28 protein-coding genes, 5 tRNA genes and 1 other RNA gene are annotated in these 23,972 nt (G+C 44.0%); 21 read left to right on the top strand and 13 right to left on the bottom strand.

What is annotated here, in order from left to right:
* Nucleotides 1-79: 79 nt before the first annotated feature.
* Nucleotides 80-556: a transcription elongation factor GreA gene (gene greA, locus NI466_RS00625; RefSeq protein ID WP_004645764.1), complete on the top strand. Its 477-nt coding sequence runs from the start codon at nt 80-82 to the stop codon at nt 554-556.
* A 72-nt stretch (nt 557-628) separates the two neighbouring features.
* Here greA and NI466_RS00620 read toward each other — a convergent pair whose 3' ends face one another.
* Nucleotides 629-1,222: a TetR/AcrR family transcriptional regulator gene (locus NI466_RS00620; protein ID WP_004645766.1), complete on the bottom strand. Its 594-nt coding sequence runs from the start codon at nt 1,220-1,222 to the stop codon at nt 629-631.
* Between the two features lie 136 nt (nt 1,223-1,358).
* On the opposite strand from NI466_RS00620, the gene NI466_RS00615 reads away from it, so the two are divergent.
* The 4 genes from NI466_RS00615 (at nt 1,359) to NI466_RS00600 (ending at nt 3,273) form a co-directional block, all read left to right on the top strand.
* Complete coding sequence (locus NI466_RS00615; protein WP_004280579.1) at nt 1,359-1,763, top strand: RidA family protein; 405 nt, start codon at nt 1,359-1,361, stop codon at nt 1,761-1,763.
* Nucleotides 1,764-1,864: 101 nt separating this feature from the next.
* Nucleotides 1,865-2,497 carry a CatB-related O-acetyltransferase gene (locus NI466_RS00610; protein ID WP_253172389.1) on the top strand — a complete coding sequence of 211 codons (633 nt, stop codon included), beginning with the start codon at nt 1,865-1,867 and terminating at the stop codon, nt 2,495-2,497.
* 30 nt (nt 2,498-2,527) lie between these two features.
* A complete protein-coding gene (locus NI466_RS00605) occupies nt 2,528-3,064 on the top strand; it encodes a mobilome CxxCx(11)CxxC protein (protein ID WP_151203905.1) in 537 nt (178 codons plus the stop codon).
* 14 nt (nt 3,065-3,078) lie between these two features.
* Entirely contained in the window at nt 3,079-3,273 is a 195-nt protein-coding gene (locus NI466_RS00600; protein ID WP_153566843.1) for a hypothetical protein, read from the top strand.
* Between the two features lie 205 nt (nt 3,274-3,478).
* Here NI466_RS00600 and NI466_RS00595 read toward each other — a convergent pair.
* The 4 genes from NI466_RS00595 to coaD all read right to left on the bottom strand — a co-directional run bounded on the left by NI466_RS00595 (nt 3,479) and on the right by coaD (nt 4,788).
* Nucleotides 3,479-3,555: transfer RNA gene (locus NI466_RS00595), tRNA-Met, on the bottom strand.
* Nucleotides 3,556-3,627: 72 nt separating this feature from the next.
* Nucleotides 3,628-4,005: RNase P RNA component class A (rnpB, locus tag NI466_RS00590), an RNA gene on the bottom strand.
* A 26-nt stretch (nt 4,006-4,031) separates the two neighbouring features.
* Nucleotides 4,032-4,295, bottom strand: coding sequence for a YfhL family 4Fe-4S dicluster ferredoxin (locus tag NI466_RS00585; RefSeq protein ID WP_004280584.1), 264 nt, complete (start codon nt 4,293-4,295; stop codon nt 4,032-4,034).
* 1 nt (nt 4,296) lies between these two features.
* Nucleotides 4,297-4,788, bottom strand: coding sequence for a pantetheine-phosphate adenylyltransferase (gene coaD / locus NI466_RS00580; protein ID WP_004280585.1), 492 nt, complete (start codon nt 4,786-4,788; stop codon nt 4,297-4,299).
* Between the two features lie 139 nt (nt 4,789-4,927).
* Here coaD and smpB point away from each other — a divergent pair, with 139 nt between their 5' ends.
* A complete protein-coding gene (smpB, locus tag NI466_RS00575; RefSeq protein ID WP_004280586.1) occupies nt 4,928-5,407 on the top strand; it encodes an SsrA-binding protein SmpB in 480 nt (159 codons plus the stop codon).
* Nucleotides 5,408-5,461: 54 nt separating this feature from the next.
* On the opposite strand, the gene NI466_RS00570 is transcribed toward smpB, so the two are convergent.
* Genes NI466_RS00570 through rluD form a run of 3 tightly spaced genes read right to left on the bottom strand, consistent with a single transcriptional unit; the run spans nt 5,462 to nt 7,893 of the window.
* Nucleotides 5,462-6,022, bottom strand: a complete 561-nt coding sequence (locus NI466_RS00570) for a flavodoxin family protein (protein ID WP_253099754.1) — start codon at nt 6,020-6,022, stop codon at nt 5,462-5,464.
* 40 nt (nt 6,023-6,062) lie between these two features.
* A complete protein-coding gene (gene pgeF, locus NI466_RS00565) occupies nt 6,063-6,803 on the bottom strand; it encodes a peptidoglycan editing factor PgeF (RefSeq protein ID WP_253172387.1) in 741 nt (246 codons plus the stop codon).
* A gap of 37 nt (nt 6,804-6,840) precedes the next feature.
* Entirely contained in the window at nt 6,841-7,893 is a 1,053-nt protein-coding gene (gene rluD / locus NI466_RS00560; protein ID WP_253099761.1) for a 23S rRNA pseudouridine(1911/1915/1917) synthase RluD, read from the bottom strand.
* A 71-nt stretch (nt 7,894-7,964) separates the two neighbouring features.
* On the opposite strand from rluD, the gene NI466_RS00555 reads away from it, so the two are divergent.
* Both NI466_RS00555 and NI466_RS00550 read left to right on the top strand, forming a co-directional pair.
* Nucleotides 7,965-8,930, top strand: coding sequence for an outer membrane protein assembly factor BamD (locus tag NI466_RS00555; RefSeq protein ID WP_253159794.1), 966 nt, complete (start codon nt 7,965-7,967; stop codon nt 8,928-8,930).
* A gap of 225 nt (nt 8,931-9,155) precedes the next feature.
* Nucleotides 9,156-11,078: a DNA primase gene (locus tag NI466_RS00550; protein ID WP_253172385.1), complete on the top strand. Its 1,923-nt coding sequence runs from the start codon at nt 9,156-9,158 to the stop codon at nt 11,076-11,078.
* A gap of 139 nt (nt 11,079-11,217) precedes the next feature.
* Here NI466_RS00550 and hemA read toward each other — a convergent pair whose 3' ends face one another.
* The gene (hemA, locus tag NI466_RS00545; protein WP_071850742.1) at nt 11,218-12,507 is read right to left on the bottom strand and encodes a glutamyl-tRNA reductase; all 1,290 of its coding nucleotides are present in this window, start codon (nt 12,505-12,507) and stop codon (nt 11,218-11,220) included.
* A 79-nt stretch (nt 12,508-12,586) separates the two neighbouring features.
* Here hemA and NI466_RS00540 point away from each other — a divergent pair, with 79 nt between their 5' ends.
* From NI466_RS00540 to panD, 11 genes are all read left to right on the top strand, one after another.
* Nucleotides 12,587-14,299: a tetratricopeptide repeat protein gene (locus NI466_RS00540; protein ID WP_253172383.1), complete on the top strand. Its 1,713-nt coding sequence runs from the start codon at nt 12,587-12,589 to the stop codon at nt 14,297-14,299.
* 7 nt (nt 14,300-14,306) lie between these two features.
* Nucleotides 14,307-14,885 (top strand): lipoprotein insertase outer membrane protein LolB, encoded by a 579-nt coding sequence (lolB, locus tag NI466_RS00535; RefSeq protein WP_253172381.1) that lies wholly within the window; start codon nt 14,307-14,309, stop codon nt 14,883-14,885.
* A gap of 21 nt (nt 14,886-14,906) precedes the next feature.
* Entirely contained in the window at nt 14,907-15,734 is an 828-nt protein-coding gene (gene ispE, locus NI466_RS00530) for a 4-(cytidine 5'-diphospho)-2-C-methyl-D-erythritol kinase (RefSeq protein WP_035342314.1), read from the top strand.
* 2 nt (nt 15,735-15,736) lie between these two features.
* A tRNA-Gln gene (locus NI466_RS00525) sits at nt 15,737-15,811 on the top strand.
* A gap of 26 nt (nt 15,812-15,837) precedes the next feature.
* Nucleotides 15,838-15,912, top strand: a tRNA-Gln gene (locus NI466_RS00520).
* Between the two features lie 18 nt (nt 15,913-15,930).
* A tRNA-Gln gene (locus tag NI466_RS00515) sits at nt 15,931-16,005 on the top strand.
* Nucleotides 16,006-16,097: 92 nt separating this feature from the next.
* Nucleotides 16,098-16,172, top strand: a tRNA-Gln gene (locus NI466_RS00510).
* A gap of 36 nt (nt 16,173-16,208) precedes the next feature.
* Nucleotides 16,209-17,162: a ribose-phosphate pyrophosphokinase gene (locus NI466_RS00505; protein ID WP_005103975.1), complete on the top strand. Its 954-nt coding sequence runs from the start codon at nt 16,209-16,211 to the stop codon at nt 17,160-17,162.
* 98 nt (nt 17,163-17,260) lie between these two features.
* On the top strand, nt 17,261-17,557 hold the full coding sequence (rplY, locus tag NI466_RS00500) for a 50S ribosomal protein L25 (RefSeq protein WP_004645781.1): 297 nt from the start codon (nt 17,261-17,263) through the stop codon (nt 17,555-17,557).
* A gap of 18 nt (nt 17,558-17,575) precedes the next feature.
* Complete coding sequence (pth, locus tag NI466_RS00495) at nt 17,576-18,157, top strand: aminoacyl-tRNA hydrolase (protein ID WP_004645783.1); 582 nt, start codon at nt 17,576-17,578, stop codon at nt 18,155-18,157.
* 144 nt (nt 18,158-18,301) lie between these two features.
* Nucleotides 18,302-18,682, top strand: a complete 381-nt coding sequence (gene panD, locus NI466_RS00490) for an aspartate 1-decarboxylase (protein ID WP_004280606.1) — start codon at nt 18,302-18,304, stop codon at nt 18,680-18,682.
* A 68-nt stretch (nt 18,683-18,750) separates the two neighbouring features.
* Here the strand turns inward: panD and NI466_RS00485 are convergent, their stop codons facing one another.
* The 4 genes from NI466_RS00485 to NI466_RS00470 form a co-directional block, all read right to left on the bottom strand.
* Nucleotides 18,751-19,317: a GDYXXLXY domain-containing protein gene (locus tag NI466_RS00485; protein ID WP_253172481.1), complete on the bottom strand. Its 567-nt coding sequence runs from the start codon at nt 19,315-19,317 to the stop codon at nt 18,751-18,753.
* Nucleotides 19,317-21,122, bottom strand: coding sequence for a DUF2157 domain-containing protein (locus tag NI466_RS00480; RefSeq protein ID WP_253172379.1), 1,806 nt, complete (start codon nt 21,120-21,122; stop codon nt 19,317-19,319). The genes NI466_RS00485 and NI466_RS00480 overlap by 1 nt, the downstream gene beginning before the upstream one ends.
* A 90-nt stretch (nt 21,123-21,212) precedes the next feature.
* On the bottom strand, nt 21,213-21,824 hold the full coding sequence (locus NI466_RS00475; RefSeq protein WP_253172378.1) for a LysE family translocator: 612 nt from the start codon (nt 21,822-21,824) through the stop codon (nt 21,213-21,215).
* 45 nt (nt 21,825-21,869) lie between these two features.
* Nucleotides 21,870-22,355 carry a DUF1289 domain-containing protein gene (locus tag NI466_RS00470; RefSeq protein WP_253172376.1) on the bottom strand — a complete coding sequence of 162 codons (486 nt, stop codon included), beginning with the start codon at nt 22,353-22,355 and terminating at the stop codon, nt 21,870-21,872.
* 189 nt (nt 22,356-22,544) lie between these two features.
* On the opposite strand from NI466_RS00470, the gene trhO reads away from it, so the two are divergent.
* Together trhO and NI466_RS00460 are read left to right on the top strand one after the other, a co-directional pair.
* Nucleotides 22,545-23,477, top strand: coding sequence for an oxygen-dependent tRNA uridine(34) hydroxylase TrhO (trhO, locus tag NI466_RS00465; RefSeq protein WP_253172374.1), 933 nt, complete (start codon nt 22,545-22,547; stop codon nt 23,475-23,477).
* A gap of 206 nt (nt 23,478-23,683) precedes the next feature.
* A complete protein-coding gene (locus tag NI466_RS00460; RefSeq protein ID WP_004280617.1) occupies nt 23,684-23,962 on the top strand; it encodes a hypothetical protein in 279 nt (92 codons plus the stop codon).
* Nucleotides 23,963-23,972: the final 10 nt, after the last annotated feature.

Raw genomic sequence — 23,972 nt, 5'->3', positions numbered from 1 at the left:
AAGTCCCGCCACCTTCTTGGTGGCGGGCTTTTTTTTATTTATAGATTTTATATCTTTCAACTGACTTTTGAGGGACAACATGCAACGTTATCCTATGACACCTGAAGGCAAAATTGCCTTAGAGAAAGAATTACACCAACTGAAAACAGTGGATCGTCCACGTATCACAGCTTCAATTGCAGAAGCGCGTGAACACGGCGACTTAAAAGAAAATGCAGAATACCATGCAGCACGTGAACAGCAAGGCTTCTGTGAAGGTCGTATTCAGGACATCGAAGGCAAACTGGGTGCAGCTCAGGTGATCGACGTAAAAGAACTTGAACAGAATGGTCGTGTGGTTTTTGGTGTAACGGTCACGATTGAAAATCTGGATACTGAAGAACAGAAAACCTATAAAATTGTAGGTGATGACGAAGCAGACTTTAAGATTAACAAGATCTCTGTGAACTCGCCAATTGCACGTGGTCTTTTAGGTAAAAACGAAGGCGACGATGTGAAAATCAATACACCAAACGGTGAAGTTGAATACGAAATTGTGAAAGTTGAATATCTTTAAAATTTAAAGCTGTTTAATTTAAAGCCCCTCGATTGAGGGGTTTTTTACCTTTATCCGCTTCCTACAAACGGATTAACTCTGTGCTTCTTTTAAAAACCCCGATGCAAATAAATTAAATGCATATAAGGCCTCAGTGAGTACCTGCTCAGGATGTTCGCTAGAAGCCACCCAGAGTGCTGCATTCATTGCAGCACCATTTAAAAATACCGCAGCAGCTTCCGGATCAACTGTTTTAATTCGATCTGCTACCAATAATTGCTCAACACATTCACGCGTGGACTGCAAACATCTGTTTTGACTTGGCCAATGTGCAGGATCACCCAGCACAGCCGGTCCATCACGCAACACAATGCGTTGGAATTCCGGATTTAAGGCATTTTGAATATAGGTCCGCCCTTCTAGCATCAAACCATCCCAAAGATCATCAGGCTGCTCCAGATGCTGCTGGGCAGATGAAGCCATTTCCGAATCGATTTGATCAACTACCGCAGCAAATAAGCCTTTTTTATCACCAAAATGATGATACAGCGCACCACGGGTCAATCCTGCTTCTGCCGTGAGCTTATCCATTGAAGTGCCAGCATAGCCATATGCTGCAAATGCACGGCGTGCCACTTCAATTAATTTCTTGCGGGTTTCCGCCATTTTTTGTTCACGAACAGACATGAATTACTTTACCTCATCATCATAAAAATTTTAATTGACATACGCTCCGTATGTCAATTATGTTTACATACGATGCGTATGTGAAAGTTAAGTTGCTTTCACTCACTGATAAATTAGATATTGAATGAGAATAGACATGACTAGAACTGCGATATTTCCCCAAGACCGCCATGCCCTCTATGAACAGCATGGTTATTCTGCTGCGATCAAATCGGAAGACTTACTTTTTGTTTCTGGTCAGGTCGGTAGCCGTGAAGATGGTTCTCCTGAACCAGATTTCGAGAAACAGGTAGAACAGGCTTTTAAAAACTTAGCTGCAACTTTGGCAGCGGCTGGTTGTACTTTCGATGATATTGTTGATGTCACCACCTTTCACACTGATCCAGAACAGCAGTTCGAAAGCATCATGAAAGTTAAAAATCAGGTGTTTACGCAAAAGCCTTATCCTAATTGGACAGCTGTAGGTGTCACGTGGTTAGCAGGTTTTGATTTTGAAATTAAGGTGATTGCTCGTATTCCTCCAGCATCGACCACAGCTTAATCATTGTTTTATGCGTGCGCGAATGTCTTTTAGATATTATTCAGCAAGTTTAAACACCGATTAGGTATAATTTCTTATTCACTATTTTTTGTATCCCCCTTATGGCTGAAAAGTTAATTAATTCTCCTGTAAAGCATTGGTGTGAGTTCGAGTTTATTTCGAAAACGGTGAAAAATCCGAATATTCACATTAAAGGGAATTACTCATACTACTCAGCCTTTTGGGATCAAGGTTTTGAGCGCTGTGTGGTGCGTTATTTGCATGACAAGCCTGCGACAGCAGAGAAGCCGATTGATCAGCTCTATATCGGCAATTTCGTCTGTTTCGGCGCAGAATGTGTGATTATGATGGGTGGCAACCAATTGCACCGTACCGACTGGATTTCTGCGTTTCCGTTCGATACACGCAGTTTTGTGCCTGCTGGCGATACTATTATTAGTGATGGTTGCTGGATTGGCTCTCGTGCCATGATTATGCAAGGTGTAAAGCTGGGTGAAGGTGCTGTGGTGGCAACAGGTGCAGTAGTCACTAAAGACGTACCGCCTTATGCTGTAGTTGGTGGTGTACCTGCAAAAATTATTAAATACCGTTTTCCACAAGAAGATATAGAAAAAGTACTCTCTCTAAAAATCTATGATATAGATGAAAAGCAGTTTTTAAAAATGCGCGAGCAGTTGCAGACGGATGATTTAAAAATTATTAATGAGTACCTAAAAAATAAAAAAACTATATAATTAATATTAAGTTAAATGGCTTAATTTTAAATGGATACTTTACAAGAAAAAATTTATCAAACATATGGAACGGCAAGAATTTTTGAGGCAAGAGTAAAAATACTTTCATTAAAAATGAGAGTATTAAATTTCGTAGGACTAGCAATACCCTTAATAATTGGATTAATTTTTTTAGGATTTGGTGAGATAAATCTTTATTTAAAAACGATTGCCATTGTTCTTGGAATAATTCAGGTTATTGTTTTTCTATGGTCAATAATTAGCAAATGGGATGACAAATATCAATATTCTATTTCAGCTTTAAAGCGACAAGAAGAAATACATTCCGACTTAAAGCAAGCAAAAGAAGATGCAACCATTCCACAAACTTTCATTGAACGTCTTCTAGAAAAAGAGAATCGATATAATAGTGAAGATATAGCACAAAACATTACAGATAAAGAAAAACGCTATGCTATGAGAAGGACTTTATTTAATTTTCAAATTGTTTGTCCAATATGTAAAATACAACCAAAATCACTTAAACCACAAAAATCTGAAAATTGTGATAACTGTTCAAATTTTTAACAAGGAAAAATCAGATGGCTACTGTAGAACAAATTATTAGAGATATTCAATCTTTACCACCTTCTGAAAAAATGCGTTTACGTAAACTTATCATGTCCACATTAAATACTAGTATGGAAAGCTTAAATGAGCGATTTAATAGCAAACAGCAAGGCATACATTTTGGTCCATTCGAAGGACATGATAAATGCCCTGCTTGCGGTAAATAACAAATAGTTAAGGGTTTTCAATAAACACTATTTTATTGAACACCCTTAATTTATTGACCTATGAACTCTAGATATCTATCAAAATTCATGAAAAAGACAATAACAAACCAATAAATTATTTTCTCTTCAAAACTACCTTTATTTAAATTATTTTAATTTTAGACATAAAAAAACCCACTCAATCGGAGTGGGTTTTTTCAGAATATGGTGGCTATGACGAGACTTGAACTTGTGACCCCCGCATTATGAGTGCGGTGCTCTAACCAACTGAGCTACATAGCCTTAAACTGTGCGCGCATTATGGGATTTTCTGTAAATCACGTCAACCCCATATTGTGCTGTTTGATCAAAATTTGTTGAAGTGAGCCGATAAGCCGGGTTCTGTCGTGAACGATCATTCCTCTAGGCGCACAATCACTCATGCGCTCAAGCGACCTACCCGAATCCAGCATGGGCCATGCCTAATGGATTCCTATTTGGTCTTGCTTCCGATGGGGTTTACCTCGCCATGAACTGTTACCAGCCATGCGGTGCGCTCTTACCGCACCCTTTCACCCTTACCTCCGATTCCGATTGCTCGAAAACATAATGAAGGCGGTCTTCTCTCTGCTGCACTTGCCGTCGGTTTGCACCGCCCAGGCGTTACCTGGCACCTTGCCCTATGAAGCCCGGACTTTCCTCCCCTGCTTCAATCACGGAGATTTCCACAGCAGCGATCGTCTGGCTCACTTCGAGCGGCATAGTATCAAATATCGAGACTAATTGCTTGATGTTTTTTGAGCAGTCAGTTTTTCATACTTGGCTTGCAGCTGTTCCTGCGTTTCGACATGATTCGGATCCAGTGGAATACAATCCACCGGACAGAACAACTGGCACTGCGGTTGATCATGATGTCCGACGCACTCTGTACATAAATCTGGATGAATCTCATAAATGAGTTCACCCATATAGATGGCCTCATTCGGGCATACAGGTTCACAGACATCACAGTTAATGCATTCATCGGTGATATATAAAGACACGCTACCAACCTTGTTGAAGTTTACGCTCGAAGGCAGCAACCACGTTTGGTGGTACAAACTTGGTTACATCACCTCTTAGTCGAGCAATTTCACGCACCAAAGTGGATGAAATAAAAGAATATTGCTCTGAAGGAGTTAAAAATACCGCTTCAAAGTGGGAGTCCAGCTGACGGTTCATATTGGCCAGCTGAAATTCGTACTCAAAATCAGACACTGCACGCAAACCACGTAATACAGCAGTCGCCTTTTGCTCACGGAAAAAATTAACCAGCAAACCATCAAAGCCTACAAATTCAACATTGTCCAAATGACTCAATGACTCTTTCGCCAATGCGACACGCTCTTCCAGACTGAATACCGGATTCTTATGATGACCAATGGCAATCGCCACTACGACTTCATCAAACATTCGCGCTGCGCGTGTTACCAAATCAATATGTCCATTGGTAATTGGATCAAAAGTCCCCGGATAAATCACACGAGTTTTAGACATCCATTTGTACTCTGTTTGTTATGTAGAATCTTATTTTAGCAAAAACTTGTTTTTTTGGTGAATAATCCTCATTAATTTAAAAAACTTCACCTTATTTCTAGTTGCGGTACAATAGCAGCACGTTTGGAAGTATCAGATTATGGCGAAAGCATCTATTGTAGTAAAAAAAAATAATGGCGGTACCATTGCACTGAATAAACGTGCCCGCCACGATTATTTTATTGAAGAGAAATTTGAAGCGGGGCTTTCATTAAAAGGCTGGGAAGTCAAATCAATGCGTGCCGGTCGCATGACCATCGTAGAAAGTTATATTACCTTTAAAAATGGTGAAGCATTCTTATTTGGTGCACAGGTTCAGCCCTTGCTGAGTGCCTCAACACACGTGGTGCCCGAAGCTACCCGTACCCGCAAGTTGCTGCTGAATCGTCGTGAAATTGAAAAGTTGATGGGTGCGATTAACCAGAAAGGTTATTCCTGCGTACCACTGGCCTGCTACTGGAAAGGTCCACATGCCAAGCTGGAAATTGCTCTGGTCAAAGGTAAGCAGTTACACGACAAACGTGCTACTGAAAAAGACCGTGACTGGCAACGTGATAAAGCACGAATTTTCCATAAATAATGGATTAAAAATTGAATATAAAAAACCTCCGCATTTGGAGGTTTTTTTATAACTTTAAGCTTTGCCGCCCAGTCTTGCCAGAGTCAGGGCAATATATTCCCCAAACCAGAGCGCGGTTTTTAAATCCCCTTCCGGTGGGGTTACTTCTACCGGCGCATTATCTGACTGGGTCATAAGCCCCAAGAAGCTCGACATCCGATTCAGATCCGTCACTGCACGACCTGTCGGCATCAATGGCAATCCACTCCATAGCATACCGTGCTGCATGGCAAACAGATTGATTTGCTGCAAGACCGCCAGCTTGTCGCCACTGAGTCCACCACCATTGGTAAAGGCTGCTGCCAGCTTACCCTGCCAGCTACGTGCCAGCCAGCGCTTGGAAGACTGTTCCATAAACAGCTTCATGGCAGAAGTCAGACTGCCCATATAGGTCGGACAACCAAAGATAATTGCATCGGCGGCGTCCAGTACATCCCAGTCTATATGTTCGACATTCATCATATGCACCTGAACACCGGTTTCCCGTGCACCATCGGCAATAAAATTTGCCACTTTAGCCGTGTGTCCATAAGGACTGTGATAAACAATCGCAACAGATTTGGAAGATAGGGACATAACGCTCAAAAGCCAAAAAATTCAGTTAAGTTTAACATTTTCATGCCATAAACACGAATGTCGCCATACGCCCTGTTTTTGGCTCACGGCGATAAGAAAAGTATTCCTCTGCTTGACGATAAGAACACTGATCCCCACCCAATACGGTATTTATGCCATGTTGCTGCAAGATATAACGCGCAATCGCATACAGGTCGGCATAATATTTACCTGCCTGCTCACCGGCCTGAAATGCACTGTCCAGTTCAGGATATTTACTACAAAAAGCCGCTTTTACTTCAGTGCCAATTTCAAAACAAGGCTGGCTAATAGCTGCCCCGAGCCAGGCCCAGGTCGGCGGAGTTTGCATGGCGGCAATGGTATTTTCAACAATTCCACCCGCCAGACCACGCCAACCAGCATGCAAATTGGCAACTTCCGTACCTTTCGCATTCCCCATTACTACAGGTAAACAGTCTGCAGTCATCATCATCAAGGCATGCACCTTGCGCTGCGTCACCAGACCATCTCCGACCAGTGCGGTAAATGGCATCTGCTCATTAATGCTATGACAAATGGTGCTATGCGTCTGGGTCATCCAGGTAATCTTATCTACGCCAAAGGCAGCGAAATCCTGCAATAAAGCCATACGATGCTGTTGTACCCGTAGCGCATTATCCTGCACATGCAAGGCCAAGTTAAAACCTGCAAGCTCAGGCTGTGCGGATGGCTGTACTTTCGCATGGTGAACGCGAGTCTGGCCGACATACACACCTTGTGGAAGTCCTGGTACAAATTGCATCTCGATTCCTTGCTTTGACGCGAGCTAAATAAAAAGATTAATAGGCTTTGTTTTCGGTACGCAGCACTTCAACCAGATTGGCAAAGTCTTCCGGCCACGGCGCTTCAAAGGTCATTTCCTCTTTGGTACGCGGATGGGTCAGACCAAGTTTCGCTGCATGCAAGGCCTGACGCTTAAAGCCACGTAAAGTATCATCTAGCAATTGTGATGCACCTGCTGGCATACGGACACGCGGCATATACACCTGATCGCCCACCAAGCCAAAGCCGATATAGCTAAAATGCACACGAATCTGATGGGTACGACCAGTTTCCAGACGGGCTTGAACACGGGTGAAGTGCTGGAAACGCTCTTTGACGTTGTAATGTGTCACTGCGTCTTTACCGCCTGGAAGTACAGTCATTTTCACGCGATCTACCGGATGACGTTTGATGGGTTCATCAATGGTACCGCCAGCAATAATATTGCCGTAAACCACCAGGTCATACAGGCGATATACTGATTTTTTCTCAAGCTGTTTGCTAAGAGAAAACTGTGCTTCCAGATTTTTGGCAACGACTAACAGACCGCTGGTGTCTTTATCGATACGATGTACCAGACCTGCACGCGCCAGTTCAGCCGATTTCGGATAGTGATGCAATAAAGCATTCACCAAGGTGCCAGAACTATTGCCAGCACCCGGATGCACCACCATACCGACTGGTTTGTTGATGACAATAATATCGTCATCTTCATAGATGATGTCCAGTGGAATGTCTTCCGGCAGACTGCGCGTTTGCGCTTCAAGCTCAACATTTAAAGTCAGGGTTTCAAAACCATCACTTTTAAATTTAGGCTTAACCGGTTGACCATTCACCAATAAATTGCCATCTTTAATCCATTGCTTTAATTTTTCTCGAGAAAAATCGCTCCAGACCATTGCGGCAATCTGGTCGATCCGTTGCCCGATATAAGTTTCATCCAGTTGAAATTGCAACGATAAACGTGTTGCAGTTGCTTCTGAAGTATGGTTATCTGCATCCTCAGAATCTTCAAGTAAATTGAAATCAGTATCAGGGATATTAGAATTGGAAGATTGTGCTTGACTCATTTGCTCATTCAGACAAAAGTGGTTTAATAGTGCAATTGTAGCTCATTGCCCGTATTAACAGAGGAATTTTTATGTCGCTACCACATTATAAAATGACAATGCTTGCTGTGACATTAGGCATTGCATCGGCAATGGTAGGCTGTAGCAGTAATCCAAAAAAAGAAGTCGTGGATAAAGGTCCAGAATCTAGCGAACAGGTTTATATTCAAAAAGCACAGAAAGCGCTAGATCGTAATCAATATACCGATGCAGCAAAACAGTTAGAAGCGCTGGAAACTTATTTCCCGACCAGTCAGTATGCCCCGCAAGCGCAGCTTGAACTGTTGTATGTGAAATTCCAGCAAAAAGATTATGAAGGTGCGGTTGCACTGGCAGAGCGTTTTATCCGTCTGAACCCGCAACATCCAAATGTCGACTATGCTTACTATGTACGCGGTGTCGCCAATATGGAACAGAACTATAACGGCCTGCTACGTTATACCTCACTGAAACAGTCGCATCGTGATGTCAGCTACCTGAAAGTGGCTTACCAGAATTTTGTTGATTTCATTCGCCGCTATCCATCTAGCACCTATGCAGTCGATGCCGCACAGCGTATGCAGTTTATCGGTCAGGAACTGGCTGAGCATGAAATGAATGCAGCACGTTTTAACATCAAGCGTAAGGCTTACTTGGCAGCAGTTGAGCGTGGCTTATGGGTAATTGAACATTATCCTCAAACTCCGCAGATTCCAGAAGCACTGGCAACGGTTGCTTATGGCTATGCTCAGCTAGGTGATGAAGCGACTTCTCAGCAATATGTGGATGTATTAAAGCTGAATTATCCAAATCTGGTGAAATCAGATGGTACGGTAAATCTGCGTGCAGCGCGTAGCGAAAGCAGTTTCTTTAACCGTGCGACACTGGGTATTTTTGGTAAAGAAGCCAAGACTGTAACCGACACCGATGCACAGTCAGATGCACCAGAAACTGAAAAGCGCAGCATCACCAATCGCATTTCATTTGGTTTGCTGGATCGTCCTAAAACGGCTGAATAAGACTAAACAAGTCCGGCAGCATCAGCAAATAAGACAGCGCTTTACAGGTGCATTTTCCTCAAGGGCAAGGTATCATACTTGCCCTTTTGCATTGTCTGGCCCAGGCTTGAACGAATCGTGCAAAAGGTATACAAAGGAACTTAAAATATTCAATGTTCAACCAGACTATTTTCATTTTTTCAGTGATTTAGACCTTAGATACCAGCACGAGAAGCTCAGCAGACCATGGCCATTCCTCAACATACGATTGATCAGATTCTCGATCGCACCGATATTGTCGATGTGATTGGTCAATTCGTAAAACTGAAAAAAACGGGCCGTACCTATTCAGGCTGCTGCCCTTTTCATCAGGAAAAATCACCGTCTTTCCACGTCTATCGTGATAAACAGTATTTTCACTGTTTTGGCTGTCAGGCCAACGGCAATGCCATCCGTTTTTTAATGGATATTGGCAGCCGTAATTTCGTCGAAGTGATGAAAGACCTGTCCAGTCAGACCGGCATCGAACTGCCTAAAGACAATACCGATTCCAATAAATTAAAATATAAACGTGAAGCAGCCAAGCCCAAAATTGCGCCTGCTCAAGCGGCACCACAAGCTCAGCCGCAACAAAATAATGCAGTAACAGAAAATAATAGTGCTGCATCTACGGCGAGTTTTGACCCATTTGCAGAGTTTCAGGCATCCGAACAGGATTTTTATGGTGACCCTTTTGCTTCATTTGAACACCTGCCCATGGCTGAAGTTCAGCAAGACGGTAATCTCTACGATCTGCTGGAAAATATTGCACAGTTCTATGAACGCCAGTTACCCAACAGCCCGAGTGCCCAACAATATTTTAAGCAACGTGGTCTGACTGCAGAAACCATTGCCTATTGGCGCTTAGGCTATGCGCCTGAAGACTGGCAACATCTGAAAAAAGCCTTTCCTCAGGATATTGAGGGCTTAAAACTCCTTGGTCTGATTCGTACCAGCGACAGTGGCCGTGATTTTGACCTGCTGCGTGAACGGGTGATTTTCCCGATCCGTGATACCAAGGGCCGTGTGGTCGGCTTTGGCGGCCGTGCCCTGAATGACGAGATCAAGCCGAAATACATCAACTCGCCAGATTCTGAAGTCTTCCATAAAAACCAGTTGCTGTACGGCCTCTATGAGGGCCGCAAACAGAAAGCCCAAGAATGGCTGATGGTCGAAGGCTATATGGATGTGATTGCGCTTCAGCAATATGGCATTCATGGCGCAGTGGCGACTTTAGGCACAGCGAGTAATACCGACCACCTGAATATTCTGTTCAAGCAGAGCAACCGGCTGACCATTGCCTTTGATGGGGATGCTGCCGGTCAAAAAGCAGCGCGCCGTACCTTGGACATTGCCCTGCCCCTGCTGAATGATGGCCGAGAGCTGAAGTTCTTTGTTTTGCCCGCTGACCATGACCCAGATTCATTGATCCGCCGTGAAGGGATAGAAAACTTCAGACGCTTGCTGGATCAGGCACCGTTGATGTCGGACTTCGTGTTTGCCCATCTGACCCAAAATCAGGATATCACCACCCCAGAAGGCAAGAGTCAGGTTATGGGTGAACTAAAAAATCTGACCGAATTACTGCCCAAACACGGCTCCTTCCGTTATCTGCTGCAGCAATTTTTCCGCGAAAAACTGGGCTTTAATCGTAAATGGCAACCTAAGGTCAATACAGATGCATCTTTAAGCTTTAGTACCAAAATTGATGCTGAAGAATATGTGATTGCGATCTTGATGAATCATCCTTATCTGTATATTCATTTTGAACCACTGCGCGCGCTAGTAGCGGAAGATCAGTTGCTGTTTAAGATTTTGAATATTCTGAATGTGATTTTTGATGACTTGCCGGATGATCCTGAACTGTCGATCTATTATGTGCTCGGTGCCTGCGCAGCCCATCATCATGAACTGCAGCATATTCTGCAGCATGCCAATGTCAGCGATTACACCTCATCGCCGGAACAGGCCGATAAGCTCGCGGCTGATTTTTCAACCAAACTGCAATATCAGTGTTTAAAAAACAAGATTAAGTCCAAGAAATTTAGCAGCATTGCTGAAATGAAAAACCTGAAAATGCAGATTTATGAGATTGATCGCAAACGCTCGATGACCCTGTTAGAAGACTGATTTTTCAAATTATTGATTCTTTTGAATCAAAGTAAGTCGGTGCTAGCTCACATTATTATTTATAATTTTCTCAAATAATCAGGCTGGGTTTTATGTTGAAGTATAAATCAGCAAGGAACCAAGCTTCTCATTATGCTGATTAAAACGAATGCCTGGATTTACGACGTTTCGCGACTACATTGCCCAGTTCTTCCTGCAACAGCTCAAAATAGGCAGGATCTTCTGCTTTGGCCGCCTCACGCAGCACAATAGAGGTTGGATGCAACAGTTTTTGAGTTAAGCGATGCGAAAACTCGGCCAGTACAATGTCTGCCTTTTCGCCCTTGGCAATTCGCTGCATTGCCAGTGACAATTCTTCCTGACGTAATGTTTCCCCGTGGTCACGGTAGGCATGAATGGTCGCCCCGGCCTGTTTGACCTTTTGCTGGGTCATCAGTTCTGTAGCCAACTGATTGACCATGATCTCGGCTTCAACAGCCGCTTGACGGCGCTGTGCCAGATTTTCCTCAATCACGCTTTGCAGGTCATCGACCCCATATAGATAAACCCCATCCAAGCTTTCTACTTTGGCATCAATATCACGTGGCACGGCCAGATCTACCAGTAGCATCTGCTGGTAACGACGTTTTTTCAGTGCAGCCTTTACATCGGTAAAATGGATCACTTGATGCAAACTGCCGGTACAACTGGAAATGACATCGGCACGATGCAGATTTTCTGCAAGCTGATCAAAACCTATAATTTCGACCTCAACCCGATGTGCAATTTCCTGTGCCAGGATATCCGCACGCTCGCGGGTACGGTTACAGATAATGATCTTGCCCACCCCCATCTCTGCAAGGTGTTTGGCCACCAGACTGTTCATCTCCCCGGCTGCCACTATCATAATGGTCAGCTTGTCCGGATGACTAAATACTTGCAAGGCCAGTTGCGCCACCGCATAGCCCATTGAGACCGCATGACTGCCGACAGCCGTTTCCGAACGCACGCGTTTAGCGGCATAAAAGGCATATTCAAAAATCCGGTTGAGATTGCGCGACACCGTATGGGAGTCTTTGGCCAGAGAAAGTGCGGTTTTGACCTGCCCCAGAATTTGTGGTTCGCCCAGCATCAGTGAATCCAGACCACTGGCGACACGCATCAGATGCGTCACCGCTTGAGCATTTTCATAACGATAGACATGATGTTGCAGTTGTTTGACATCTACCCCATTTTTCTGGGCGAGCCAGTTCAGCACCATGTCAGCATTTTCAGACATGGCGTAAACTTCGGTCCGGTTACATGTAGACACCACCACCATGTCATTCAGTTCAGGGTGTTGGCTTTGCTCGGCAAGAATGGCACTTAACTTTTCAGGGTTAAAAGCCACTTGTTCGCGCAGTTCTACAGAGGCAGTTTGATGGTTGACACCCAATGCAAAGAAAGACATATCAGGTCATCATTTCACTAAATTTATGCTATTGTGCAACATCGGTGTCATAAAAAGCATTACTTGGATCAATAAAAAATTGCGTCAAACAATTAGCCGTATCAACGGCCCTACAATTAAGCAATATTCTACCACATTCCTACTGGTGGGTAGCATGGCTTCGACTGCACATCTCTATGCAGCGGAAGCAGTTTACCATGCAAATCAAAATTATGATGCGATAAAACAAAGTATGATGGCCGAGTTTGCCATCGCTGCACACGACATTCCGACCGCTTTGCACAACTATACGGTGCTGGCGATCAAGAGCAATTCCACTTCAGTGAAGCAACGTGCGCTGAATGTTGCGCTGGAACATGACGATCTGCAGGCAGCACTAGATATCTCCACGCACTGGGTGGTACAAGAGCCGCAAGATGTCCCCGCTTTATTTTATTTATCACATATTGCCCTCAAAGCGCATGAATATGAACTGGCCGCTGAGACCTTAGAAAAAATCCTGCAAATTGATGACAGCGCCGATCTGGAAGAAATTCTCGCCGGGATTTCACCCGAAGGCACAGAGGATCGTACTTATCTGATTCAGGCTTTGAGCACCACCAAAGCCAAGGACAATCCGTCTATTCTGGTGCTGGTGGCCGGCCTGGAAGCACAAAATGGTCAGCTCGAACAGGCCTTAAATACGGTTAACCGCGCCTTAAAAAAACGGCCGAATGCAACCGGCTATATCCTGATGAAAGCCAATCTGCTCAATGCACTCGGCGATACTCAGGCGACACTGCAATGGTATGAAAAATCCAGCCGTAAAAACCGCAATAATCTAGATGTGCGTCTGGCCGAAGTCAAATATCTGGTCAAGCTGAACGAAGCGACTTTGGCGCTGAAAAAACTTCAAGACATTCTAAAAAAGTGGCCGACTGCCGAAGAAGCCCTGTTTATTGCCGGACTAACCAGTATAGACCTGGAAGAATACGAGAAAGCCGAAAAATATCTGGTCGAACTGCGTTATTCTGCCCAGTATCAAAATGAAGCCTATTATTATCTGGCGGTGAATGCAGAACGCAAACAGCATTATGAAACGGCTAAAGCCTATTATCGGCTGGTCGATGGCAGTCTTTACACTGTCTCACGTCGCAACATGATCTCGATTTTCGCCCAGCAGGATAAGCTGCATGACGCCCTGCGTTTCTTGACTCAGGAAAGGGTGAATTATCCGCAACATGCCAGCTTCCTCTATCTGGCCCAGGCGGATATTTTAACTCGTATGCAGAATAAAAAAGCTGCGATTCGCCTGTTGGAAGAAGCCAGCAAAAATCTGCCGGATGACCCTGAACTGGTCTATTCGCAAGTCCTGTTGCTGGATCCCCATCAGGATCGCAACAAGCTGGATGAACTACTCAGCACTTTACTTAAAATTGAACCGAACAGTCCCACCTATCTGAATGCCTATGCCTATACCCTGGCGATGCAGAACCGTCGTCTCGAAGAAGCACGTCGCTATGTCGAACAGGCATTGGAATATGCACCAGAACAGGCATCCATTCTGGATACCTATGGTTATATCTGTTATTTACAAAATGACTTCGCCACAGCTGCGGACGTGTTATACAAAGCCTATCAGTTGAATCCGAATGTGAAGATTGGGGTGCGTTATGCCCGGTCGTTGTACATGAAAGGTGATCTACAACACTTCCACCAAGTGTTACAACAATTACAACAAAACCATCCAAATGACCCAGAATTGAAACAACTTAATTCGCTATTGTTAGCACCACAAACCAAAACGAGTTGATTAATTTATGCGCAATTTGAGCCAATTGGGCTGCTGTGCCTTTGCAGCCACTGCTTTATTTTTAACCGGCTGTCAGCAGATGATCAAACCACAAACGCCTGCCATTCCGTCTGTACAGGCGGAGAATCAATTCCAACTGCAAGGTAAAATTGGCGTTCGCACCCCTCAACAGACTGGCAGCGCATTCTTTACCTGGGTACAACAGCAGGAAGAATTTGATATTGAGCTCAGCGGTATCTTAGGCGTCGGTAAAACCCAGATTTCTGGCACTCCGGGGCAAGTAACCTTAAACAGTGCCAAAACAGGTCTGATTCAGGCCGCAACTGCCGAGGAATTACTGCAACGCGCAACAGGCTGGCAAGCACCGATCAGTTATTTAGTGGACTGGGTACAAGCCCGCCCTGCAACTACCTCTGCAAAATTACAAAAAGACGATACGCAGCGGATTAACCAGATTATCGAACAGGGCTGGACGGTCGATCTCAATTATAATGCGCAGGCCAAAATGCCAAACCGCTTGATTTTAAAGCAGTCACTTGGAAATGGGGCGGAAAACCGTATTACAATGATCATTGAAAACCGTTAATTGACCTGATTCCAGCCCATGATGATTCGTGTTCCCTCGCCTGCTAAACTGAATTTGTTTTTACATATCACTGGTCGCCGTGAAAATGGCTATCATGAACTGCAAAGTATTTTTCAGCTGATTGACCTGTATGACTGGCTGGAGTTTGAACAAAGCGCTGATGATGCGATTCAGATAGAAGGTCTAGCCTCAGTCGATCTGCAGCAGAATTTAATCTATCGGGCAATACAGTTGTTGAAGCCTTATGCCAAAAAGCCTTGCGGGCTAAAAATCCGTCTGGAAAAAAATATCCCGATGGGTGCAGGTCTGGGTGGAGGGTCTTCCAATGCAGCGACGACCCTGATTGTGATAAACCAGCTCTGGCAGTGCGATTTAAATATTGAGCAACTGGCAGATCTCGGGGTTAAACTGGGTGCAGATGTGCCGATATTTGTGCATGGTAAAAATGCTTGGGCTGAAGGCATTGGTGAACACTTAACATTCATAGACTTAGATCAAAAAAAATTCATTGTGTTAAAACCTGATTGTTTTATCAGCACTCAAATGCTTTTTTCGCAAAAAGCATTGACAAGAGACACGAAGAGCACTAAATTTTGCGCCTATCAGGAAACGCCATCTGATTTTGGAAATAACTTTGAGCCACTGGCAAGAAGCTTATATCCTGAAGTCGATGAAGCAATGCAATATCTCGACCAGTTCGGTAGAGCAAAGCTTACAGGTACAGGTGCTTGTGTGTTTATTGAAGTCACTGAAAATCTGAATATCGAAGATATTCTTGCAAATGCACCATGTAAAGCTTACCTGGTCAACAGTTTACAAGAATCACCTTTAGTTCAGTTTAAAGTGTAGATAGGGGTATCGCCAAGTGGTAAGGCACCGGGTTTTGATCTCGGCATCCGTTGGTTCGAATCCAGCTACCCCTGCCATTTTCCACCTGTAGATGTACTGTATTAGGGGTATCGCCAAGTGGTAAGGCACCGGGTTTTGATCTCGGCATCCGTTGGTTCGAATCCAGCTACCCCTGCCATCTTACAGTCATCAAATTAGGGGCGTCGCCAAGTGGTAAGGCACCGGGTTTTGATCTCGGCATCCGTTGGTTCGAATCCAGCCGCCCCTGCCATTTTCTCGAAAAAAGACAGAACACTCATTTGCTGTAAGACTGTTAATTTACCTTGACACTTTACCGCAAAAATATTAAAGTTCTGCCGCATTAGGGGTATCGCCAAGTGGTAAGGCACCGGGTTTTGATCTCGGCATCCGTTGGTTCGAATCCAGCTACCCCTGCCATCTATTCCCATATATCCCAACCGCCAAGGGTGCTTCATGCCCAATCTTGTCGTTTTTAGTGGATCTGCGCATCCACAATTCGCTCAAAAAGTCGTAAGTCACTTACATATTCCTCTAGGCGCTGCCTCTGTAGGTCAGTTCTCTGACGGTGAAATTGCTGTCGAGATTACTGAGAACGTTCGTGGTAAAGACGTATTTATCGTACAACCTACTTGTGCCCCAACTAACGATAACCTGATGGAAATCTTAGTGATGGCTGATGCTTTGCGTCGTGCAAGTGCGGGTCGTATTACTGCCGTGATTCCTTATTTTGGTTATGCTCGTCAAGACCGTCGTCCACGTTCAGCACGTGTTCCAATTACTGCAAAAGTTGTAGCAGACATGCTCACTACTGTAGGCGTTGACCGTGTTGTGATGATCGACTTGCACGCTGACCAGATCCAAGGCTTCTTCGATATCCCTGTAGACAACATCTACGGCACACCTGCACTACTTGCTGACTTGCGTCAACAATCGCATCACAACCTGATGGTGGTTTCACCTGACGTCGGTGGTGTAGTGCGTGCACGTGCTGTTGCGAAACAAATGGGCGATATCGATCTTGCAATCATCGATAAGCGTCGTCAAAAAGCGAATGAATCACAAGTGATGCATTTGATTGGCGATGTAAAAGATCGTGATTGTGTCATCGTTGATGACATGGTAGATACTGCTGGTACGCTATGCAAAGCTGCTGATGCATTGAAAACTTTCGGTGCTCGCAAGGTTGTTGCATATGCAACGCATCCAGTACTTTCTGGTAAAGCGCTTGAAAACTTAAAGAATTCTGTAATTGATGAACTGGTTGTGACTGATACCATTCCTCTTTCTGATGAAGCTTTAGCACTGGGCAAGATTCGCCAGGTTTCAGTAGCCAGCATGGTTGCCGAAACGATTCGTCGTATTAACAACGAAGAATCTATTAGCGCAATGTTCGATTCTTATCTATAATAGAGCGCTGAATTTTCAAAGCCCTGCCATTTGGTAGGGCTTTTACTCACCAGACTGGTCGCAAGTCTGGTTCATTTAACTTAAATAGGATGTCTATCATGGCAAACTTCGTATTAAACGCAGCAGCACGTGAAGAAGCAGTTCAAGGGAAAGGTGCGAGCCGCCGCCTTCGTCTTCAAGCTAAAGTTCCTGCAATCATCTACGGTGGTGAAGCTGCTCCTGTAGCAATTACTGTTGAGCTTCGTCAGCTTGTTAAATTCTTAGAAAACAATTCATTCTTTGAAGAAGTTATCGAAATTGATGTAGACGGTAAAGTTGAAAGCGTGAAAATCCAAGCGTTACAACGTCACCCAGCTAAAAACACACCAATGCACGCTGACTTCAAACGCGCATAAGTGTTAATGGTGTAATTAGTGTCAAATATTTCACTGATTGTTGGTTTGGGTAACCCAGGTTCTGAGTATGCCCAAACCCGCCATAATGCAGGCTTCTGGTTCGTAGAACGCCTTGCAGACCAATATGGCATTACCCTCAAAAAAGACCCAAAATTCAACGGATTTAGTGGTCGTGGCAATATCGAAGGTCAAGACGTCCGTCTTCTTCTCCCAACAACCTTTATGAACCTTTCCGGTAAAAGTGTTGTTCCTTTCGCCAAATTCTATAATATCGCACCTGAATCGATCCTGATTGCCCATGATGAACTGGATATGAATCCCGGTGTCATTCGCCTGAAAACTGGCGGTGGTCACGGTGGTCATAATGGTCTACGCGATATCGTGCCGCATATTGGTTCAAACTTCCATCGCCTGCGTATTGGAATTGGCCATCCTGGTGCCAAAGACCGCGTTTCTGGTCATGTGCTCAGTAAAGCGCCAAGCAGCGAACAGAATTTAATGGATGATGCAATTTCCCATGCCCTTGCCCGCACAAAAATGCTGGTGAATGGTGAAGTACAGCAAGCCATGAATCAAATCAACGCATATAAGCCGAACTAAACATTCAAAAATTGCTGGACAATTCCGCTTGCCAGAAAGTTTATTTAAGCGCAAAATGCGTTTGCTCGATTGTTCACCATACAGCAAGCAAGATTGATTTAACCAAATGATCAAACTCTTAGGTCAACTCAGGGGACGCTAGCCATGCTATCTCGTTTATTAAAATGCAAAATTCACCGCGCTCACGTTACACATGCAGAACTACACTATGAAGGTTCATGTGCAATTGATGGCGTTTTGATGGATTTGGCTGGCATTCGTGAATACGAAGAAATTCATGTGTGGAACGTGACCAATGGTAAACGTTTTGCAACTTATGCAATTCGTGGCGAAGATAATTCAGGCATCATTTCAGTGAATGGTGGTGCTGCGCATCAGGCCGATGTAGGTGATATCGTGATTATTGCAACCTTTGGCGATTTCACTGAAGCTGAAGCGAATGCCCATCAGCCTCGTTTGGTTTATGCTAACCCAAACAATACAGTCAGCCACACTGCCAACTGTATTCCGGTACAAGTCGCATAATCTGATCAGACCAGATACCCAAAAGCTCGCACATCGCGAGCTTTTTTAATACTGGAATATTGACCTGTTTAACTGTCCTCTCGCCAGCTTTTAGAGCTTTCACAGTTTAAAGGTTTTAATTGTTGATCCAGCAAATCAAATAACAAGGCCTTGCCATTTTCCTTTACTTTCAGCTCTGCAAATTTGGCATTACGATAACAAGGCTCCAGACCTTCGGCGAACATGAAACTATTGGCAGCAGGATATAAAGCCTCAAAAGTATTGTGTGGGTTTTTCAGCATTAATCGGGCTGAACGTTCCGACTGATTTAATGTGCTTTGTTCAAAACTGGTTTTGATAACTCTGCGCTGCTGATCCAGCTGCACATAACTCATCACATGCGATTGATTTTTAAAATCTTCAGTCCGGATGTCAGAAACTGGCTGTTCGGAACCATTCCCCGCCGCCACTGCGCTAAAATGCAGATCATAGTTCAGCACCATATAATCCCCTTGCAGGATCGAACGCGGATCGACTGGTGCCAACTCGACAAAGATACTGTCGCTTTTGGCCAGATGCCATTCATGCTGGATGATTAAACCCGCAAATAAGGCAATGCTAAAAATGCTCAGGTGCATCTCCATAAATTTTTTCATCATGAGGCTACTCCTGCTTTCAACTGAAACTTCGGTGAACTCAATACATAAGCCAGAAGCAACACCAATACACCTGAGGCAAAAATACTGACACTTTTAAATAAAAAGCTCAGTCCCAGATTGTAATACAGTAGCCATAACCAGAAGATCAGCAGCAAAATGCTCAAGGCTTGCATCAATCGTTGTTGATTCACCATTGCCCAAGCCATAAACACCAGAATGATAAAAATTTCAAAGTAACCCAATGCAATCAGCAGAATTCCCACTGCTGGAATGAGCCAGAGTTGAATCAGTGAAAATTGCTTGAGATGAATACCGACAAAACTCAACAGCCAGAGTACTGGCAAAATATAGAAAACAATTGCTTCATCCATACCGCGAGGCTGCAATTGCTGAGCCACACCAAATTGTAGCAGGCATTGAAAAATAGCCGTCACCGCCAAAATACCGATCATCCACAAATTCACGCTTTTGGCATAAGCTGAAGCGAGCCAGTATCTCGCAGTAAGCAAAGCTCCAGTCAGAACACTGTAATTCAGCAGCATGATCCACGTCAGCAGGCGCTGATCCTGAAAAAATGCATGTTGCTCGGCCAGAACTGCAATTCCCAGTATATGTGCAAGTAACAACTGCAACAGCACCACCAGCCAATGCATACGACTCATGATAGTCAACAGCGTAATGCCGACTTGTATCAGCCAAATCAGTAATAGGCTCTCTGTGAGTAATTGGGTATGAATCAATACCGCGGCCTGACCGCACACCCACAAACAATAAGCCAATTGCCGCAGAAAAACTGAAGGCTTGCTACGAATCAACCACCAGGCGACTGCGATAAAAATGACTCCCATCAGAATCGAAAAATTTCCCCAATAGGTCAGCAACAGCATGGCCAAGATCACACCAGCAATCCATGCGCCCAGAGCCAATGGAATGACCGAAAACCGGCTCTTGGGCAACAGCTTGATCAGCAGACCTGTAATAGCTGCGAACCAGCTGAATATCAGCAAAGCTAGTATCAATAAGCCAGCGGCAGAATCATGTAAATATTGCTGAGTGAGATCAAAAATGAGAACACTAAAACTCAGGGCCAGTCCTGCAACAAGCAAACTGGTTTCAAGCTGTTGCTTTCGGGTATAGAAATAAACACTGAATAAAATAGGCAGAACCAGCACCGAAGCCAAATACCAGATCGAATCCGAGTCGATAAACCGGAACATACTTACTACTGAAATAAGCACCACGACAGCGATAAACAGATAGCGCAAAACCGGATAATAACGTAAGGCATAGATCATACTTAGCCCGGTCAACAGATTCAGACCGAGCAGATAAAGAGTTTCAGCACGCACCAGCCAAAAGCTTTGTTTAAAATAAAAATAGAGTGCTAACTGGCTGACCACACAAAATAATGCAAAGATCCCAATATTCGGCCGATACAGCCAAGGCAGCAACAGCAAAGCCCAAAGCAGAAATAACTGATAACTGTCAGCACCAGTCTGATAAATCTGTCCAATCACGGCCAGACTTAAGCCCAGCATTAGACCCGATACAGTATCCAGACTTTGTCTTAACTTTTCCCGCGCAGTGAAACGCACACTCAGCAATGCTGAACCCAGCAATAAAATTTGAGGAATAAACAGCTGGACAAATTTGGGCAACATCCACCAGTTTGCTGCCAGCAGATACACGATACTGACAGCGATCAGCGCCAGCCCAATGATTTGAAGAATTTGAATCACAGCAGGTTGAATAAATAACAGCGGGGAAAATGGACGATCTGGCGATGGTACTGTTCTGGACATGCTAATCTGTTCAATTTTTATTTGATTTCACCTTAGCATGATTTTTGCAGGATATGCCAGGCAGGAACAGTTCAAGTATGCTGTACATTTTTAAATCAGGATTTGATAAATTCCGTACCCTGCAATCATGAGCAGAATCATGCCGCACAATGCCAGCAAATGTGGATAGAGTCGAGAATGGGATAAGTGGTTGAAACCCAAATACACCACAGACAAAGTCAGAAAATCCAGGAGAATCCAGCTCAAAGTCAAAATAATTAAACTTAAATCAAGATCAGGAGTAATCCCGATAAACTGCGGGAAAAAAGCCGCAAAGAAAATAATGTCCTTCGGATTAGAAATACCAACCAAAAAACCTTGTCGAAAACCACCATGCACAGGAACTAGATTCTCCTGAGCTTGCTCCTGCTGCTTAAAAATAACTTCACGGAAAATCTGCCAGCCCAGATAGCCAATATATAAACAGCCCAGCAGCTTGATCGCATCCAGCCATTGCGCATTAATGACCAACAAACCTTTTAGACTAAATACCGATAAGGCAATTAACACCAGAGAGGCGAAATTGGTACCAAAAATGGTTCTTAAAGCCGCCGCATAACCACCTTTTAAACCGGCACTGGCCACCAGCAACATCACTGGGCCAGGTGTAGCGATCATCACCACAACAGCCAGACAATATAAGAAATATTCACTAATATTCATGCTATTCCCTCAGTTATTGTTGTTTTTGTGTATAAAAAAGAGGACTTAGTCCTCCTCTTGTATATGAATCAGATGCTGACTGATGCCATCTGCCCGCAGAAAAGCCAGATCATAACTGGCGGTAGCCAAGGCCAAGATCCGGCGCTCAAACTCGTCCCAGAGCGGACGCACCTGCTTATAATGGATGCCTAAACCACTATCGTCGGTAAAATGCCGATTTTTTTCACAGAGCTTTAAAGCATGATACAGCTTGCGCCCTTTGGAAGCATCATCACGCAAGCGCACCCGTTTCGACAGTATAAAGGCCTGTACCTTGACAAGATCGGCATGCGGTAACAGCGGCACCAGAATCTGATCCAGCTGTGCATCCAGCCGCTGCCACACAGCTCGATGCTGCTCAGCACTATACGTATTCCAGTGAATCACTTCATGATTAAAACGGCGGCAACCACGACATACCGCATCACCAAATACGGTCGAGCAACGCCCTGCACATGGGGTTAAAGACGCAATACGACGATCTGAACTCAAAACACACTCCAACGATACTGCAAATTTCAGTATCTGCATCACTGCACAAAATCCTGGGTCGGGCATGACTATACACGCTCTCCCTCATGAATTGAAGCCTGTTAAAAGACTTGCGTTTTACTCGCTTATTCACTCGAATCAAGCTAAAATATGCGCCTTTCAAATTATCATGCTACGTTGGAGTATTCCATGAACGCTACTGTAGAACAGCTTGCACCTGTAGAACAGCAAGCGACGACTGGTTGGGTTGTTGCCGCACTTTATCAATTCAAAGAAGTTCAAGATCCTGTCGATCTTCAGCAACGTCTTCTGGACCTGGTAAAATCCATCAACCTTTGCGGTACTCTGATTGTGGCAGGTGAAGGCATTAACGGTACGGTTGCAGGCGACCGTGCATCGATTGATCAAATTCACCAGTTCCTTCTAAATGAAGGTTTTAACGAAATGGAATACAAAGAATCAGACAGTTCTGAAAAGCCATTCCGTAAAATGAAAATTAAATTAAAAAAAGAAATCGTAACTTTAGGTGTGGAAGTAAAGCCGCGTGATTTAGTCGGTCACTATCTTGATCCAAAAGAATGGAACGAACTGATTGCACGTGATGACGTGATTCTGGTTGATACACGTAACGATTACGAATACAAAGCCGGCACTTTCAAAGGCGCAATTGACCCAAAAACTGAAAGCTTCCGCGAATTCCCTGAATACGTGAAAAATAATCTAGAACAGCACAAAGACAAGAAAATTGCCATGTTCTGTACTGGCGGTATTCGTTGTGAAAAATCCACTTCACTTCTTCTACAAGAAGGTTTTACCGAAGTGTATCACCTCAAAGGCGGCATTTTAAAATACCTGGAAGAAACCCCGGCTGACGAAAGCATGTGGGAAGGTGAATGCTTCGTGTTTGACGGTCGTACTGCCGTGACACATGGTGTTGAAGAAGGCCAAAACACCAAATGTCATGCCTGCGGCTGGCCGTTACTTCCAGAAGAAGTTGCCCTCCCAAGTTATGAACATGGTGTCTCTTGTGTGTACTGTATTGACAAAACCTCGGAGAAACAAAAAGAAGGTTTCCGTATGCGTCAATCACAAATTTTAGCAGCAAAACGCAAACGCCTCTAATTTGGCCTTTTGTAATGAAATATATAAAAACCCTCTTCGGAGGGTTTTTTGTTTACATAAAAATCACAACAGTAATAAAACTCTTACCAATTCCTTACCAAGAACCTCATTTTTTTCCAAACAAGATTGTTAGTCTAATGATACGGTGATTTACAAGCTAAGTCTTTCATTATTAACTGAAATTTTTACTTGAAAAGGAATATAAAATGGCAGGCTCACTTGCTCGAGATTCAGACAATCTGGTTCAATTTCAACCAAAAGAAAATATAAAGCTGCAACGACTTCATCAAATTTCTGAAGAGCTTGAACAGCAGTCACATCTGTTCGTCGTTATCTTGGGAACCGTTATTGGCGCAATCTTGGCGCTGTTCATTGGTTACCATATCAATACCAGCATCATGCATTTTATCCTGCTGAGTATTCTGCCGATCTGTTTGGCCTATTTCTTACGTAAAGTTTATATTTATACCCTGACACATAGCTGATTCTGTCTGA

The organism is Acinetobacter lwoffii (assembly GCF_024129595.1).
GTDB classification, from domain to species: Bacteria; Pseudomonadota; Gammaproteobacteria; order Pseudomonadales; family Moraxellaceae; genus Acinetobacter; species Acinetobacter lwoffii_O.
This window is presented reverse-complemented; position numbering and strand designations above follow the sequence as displayed.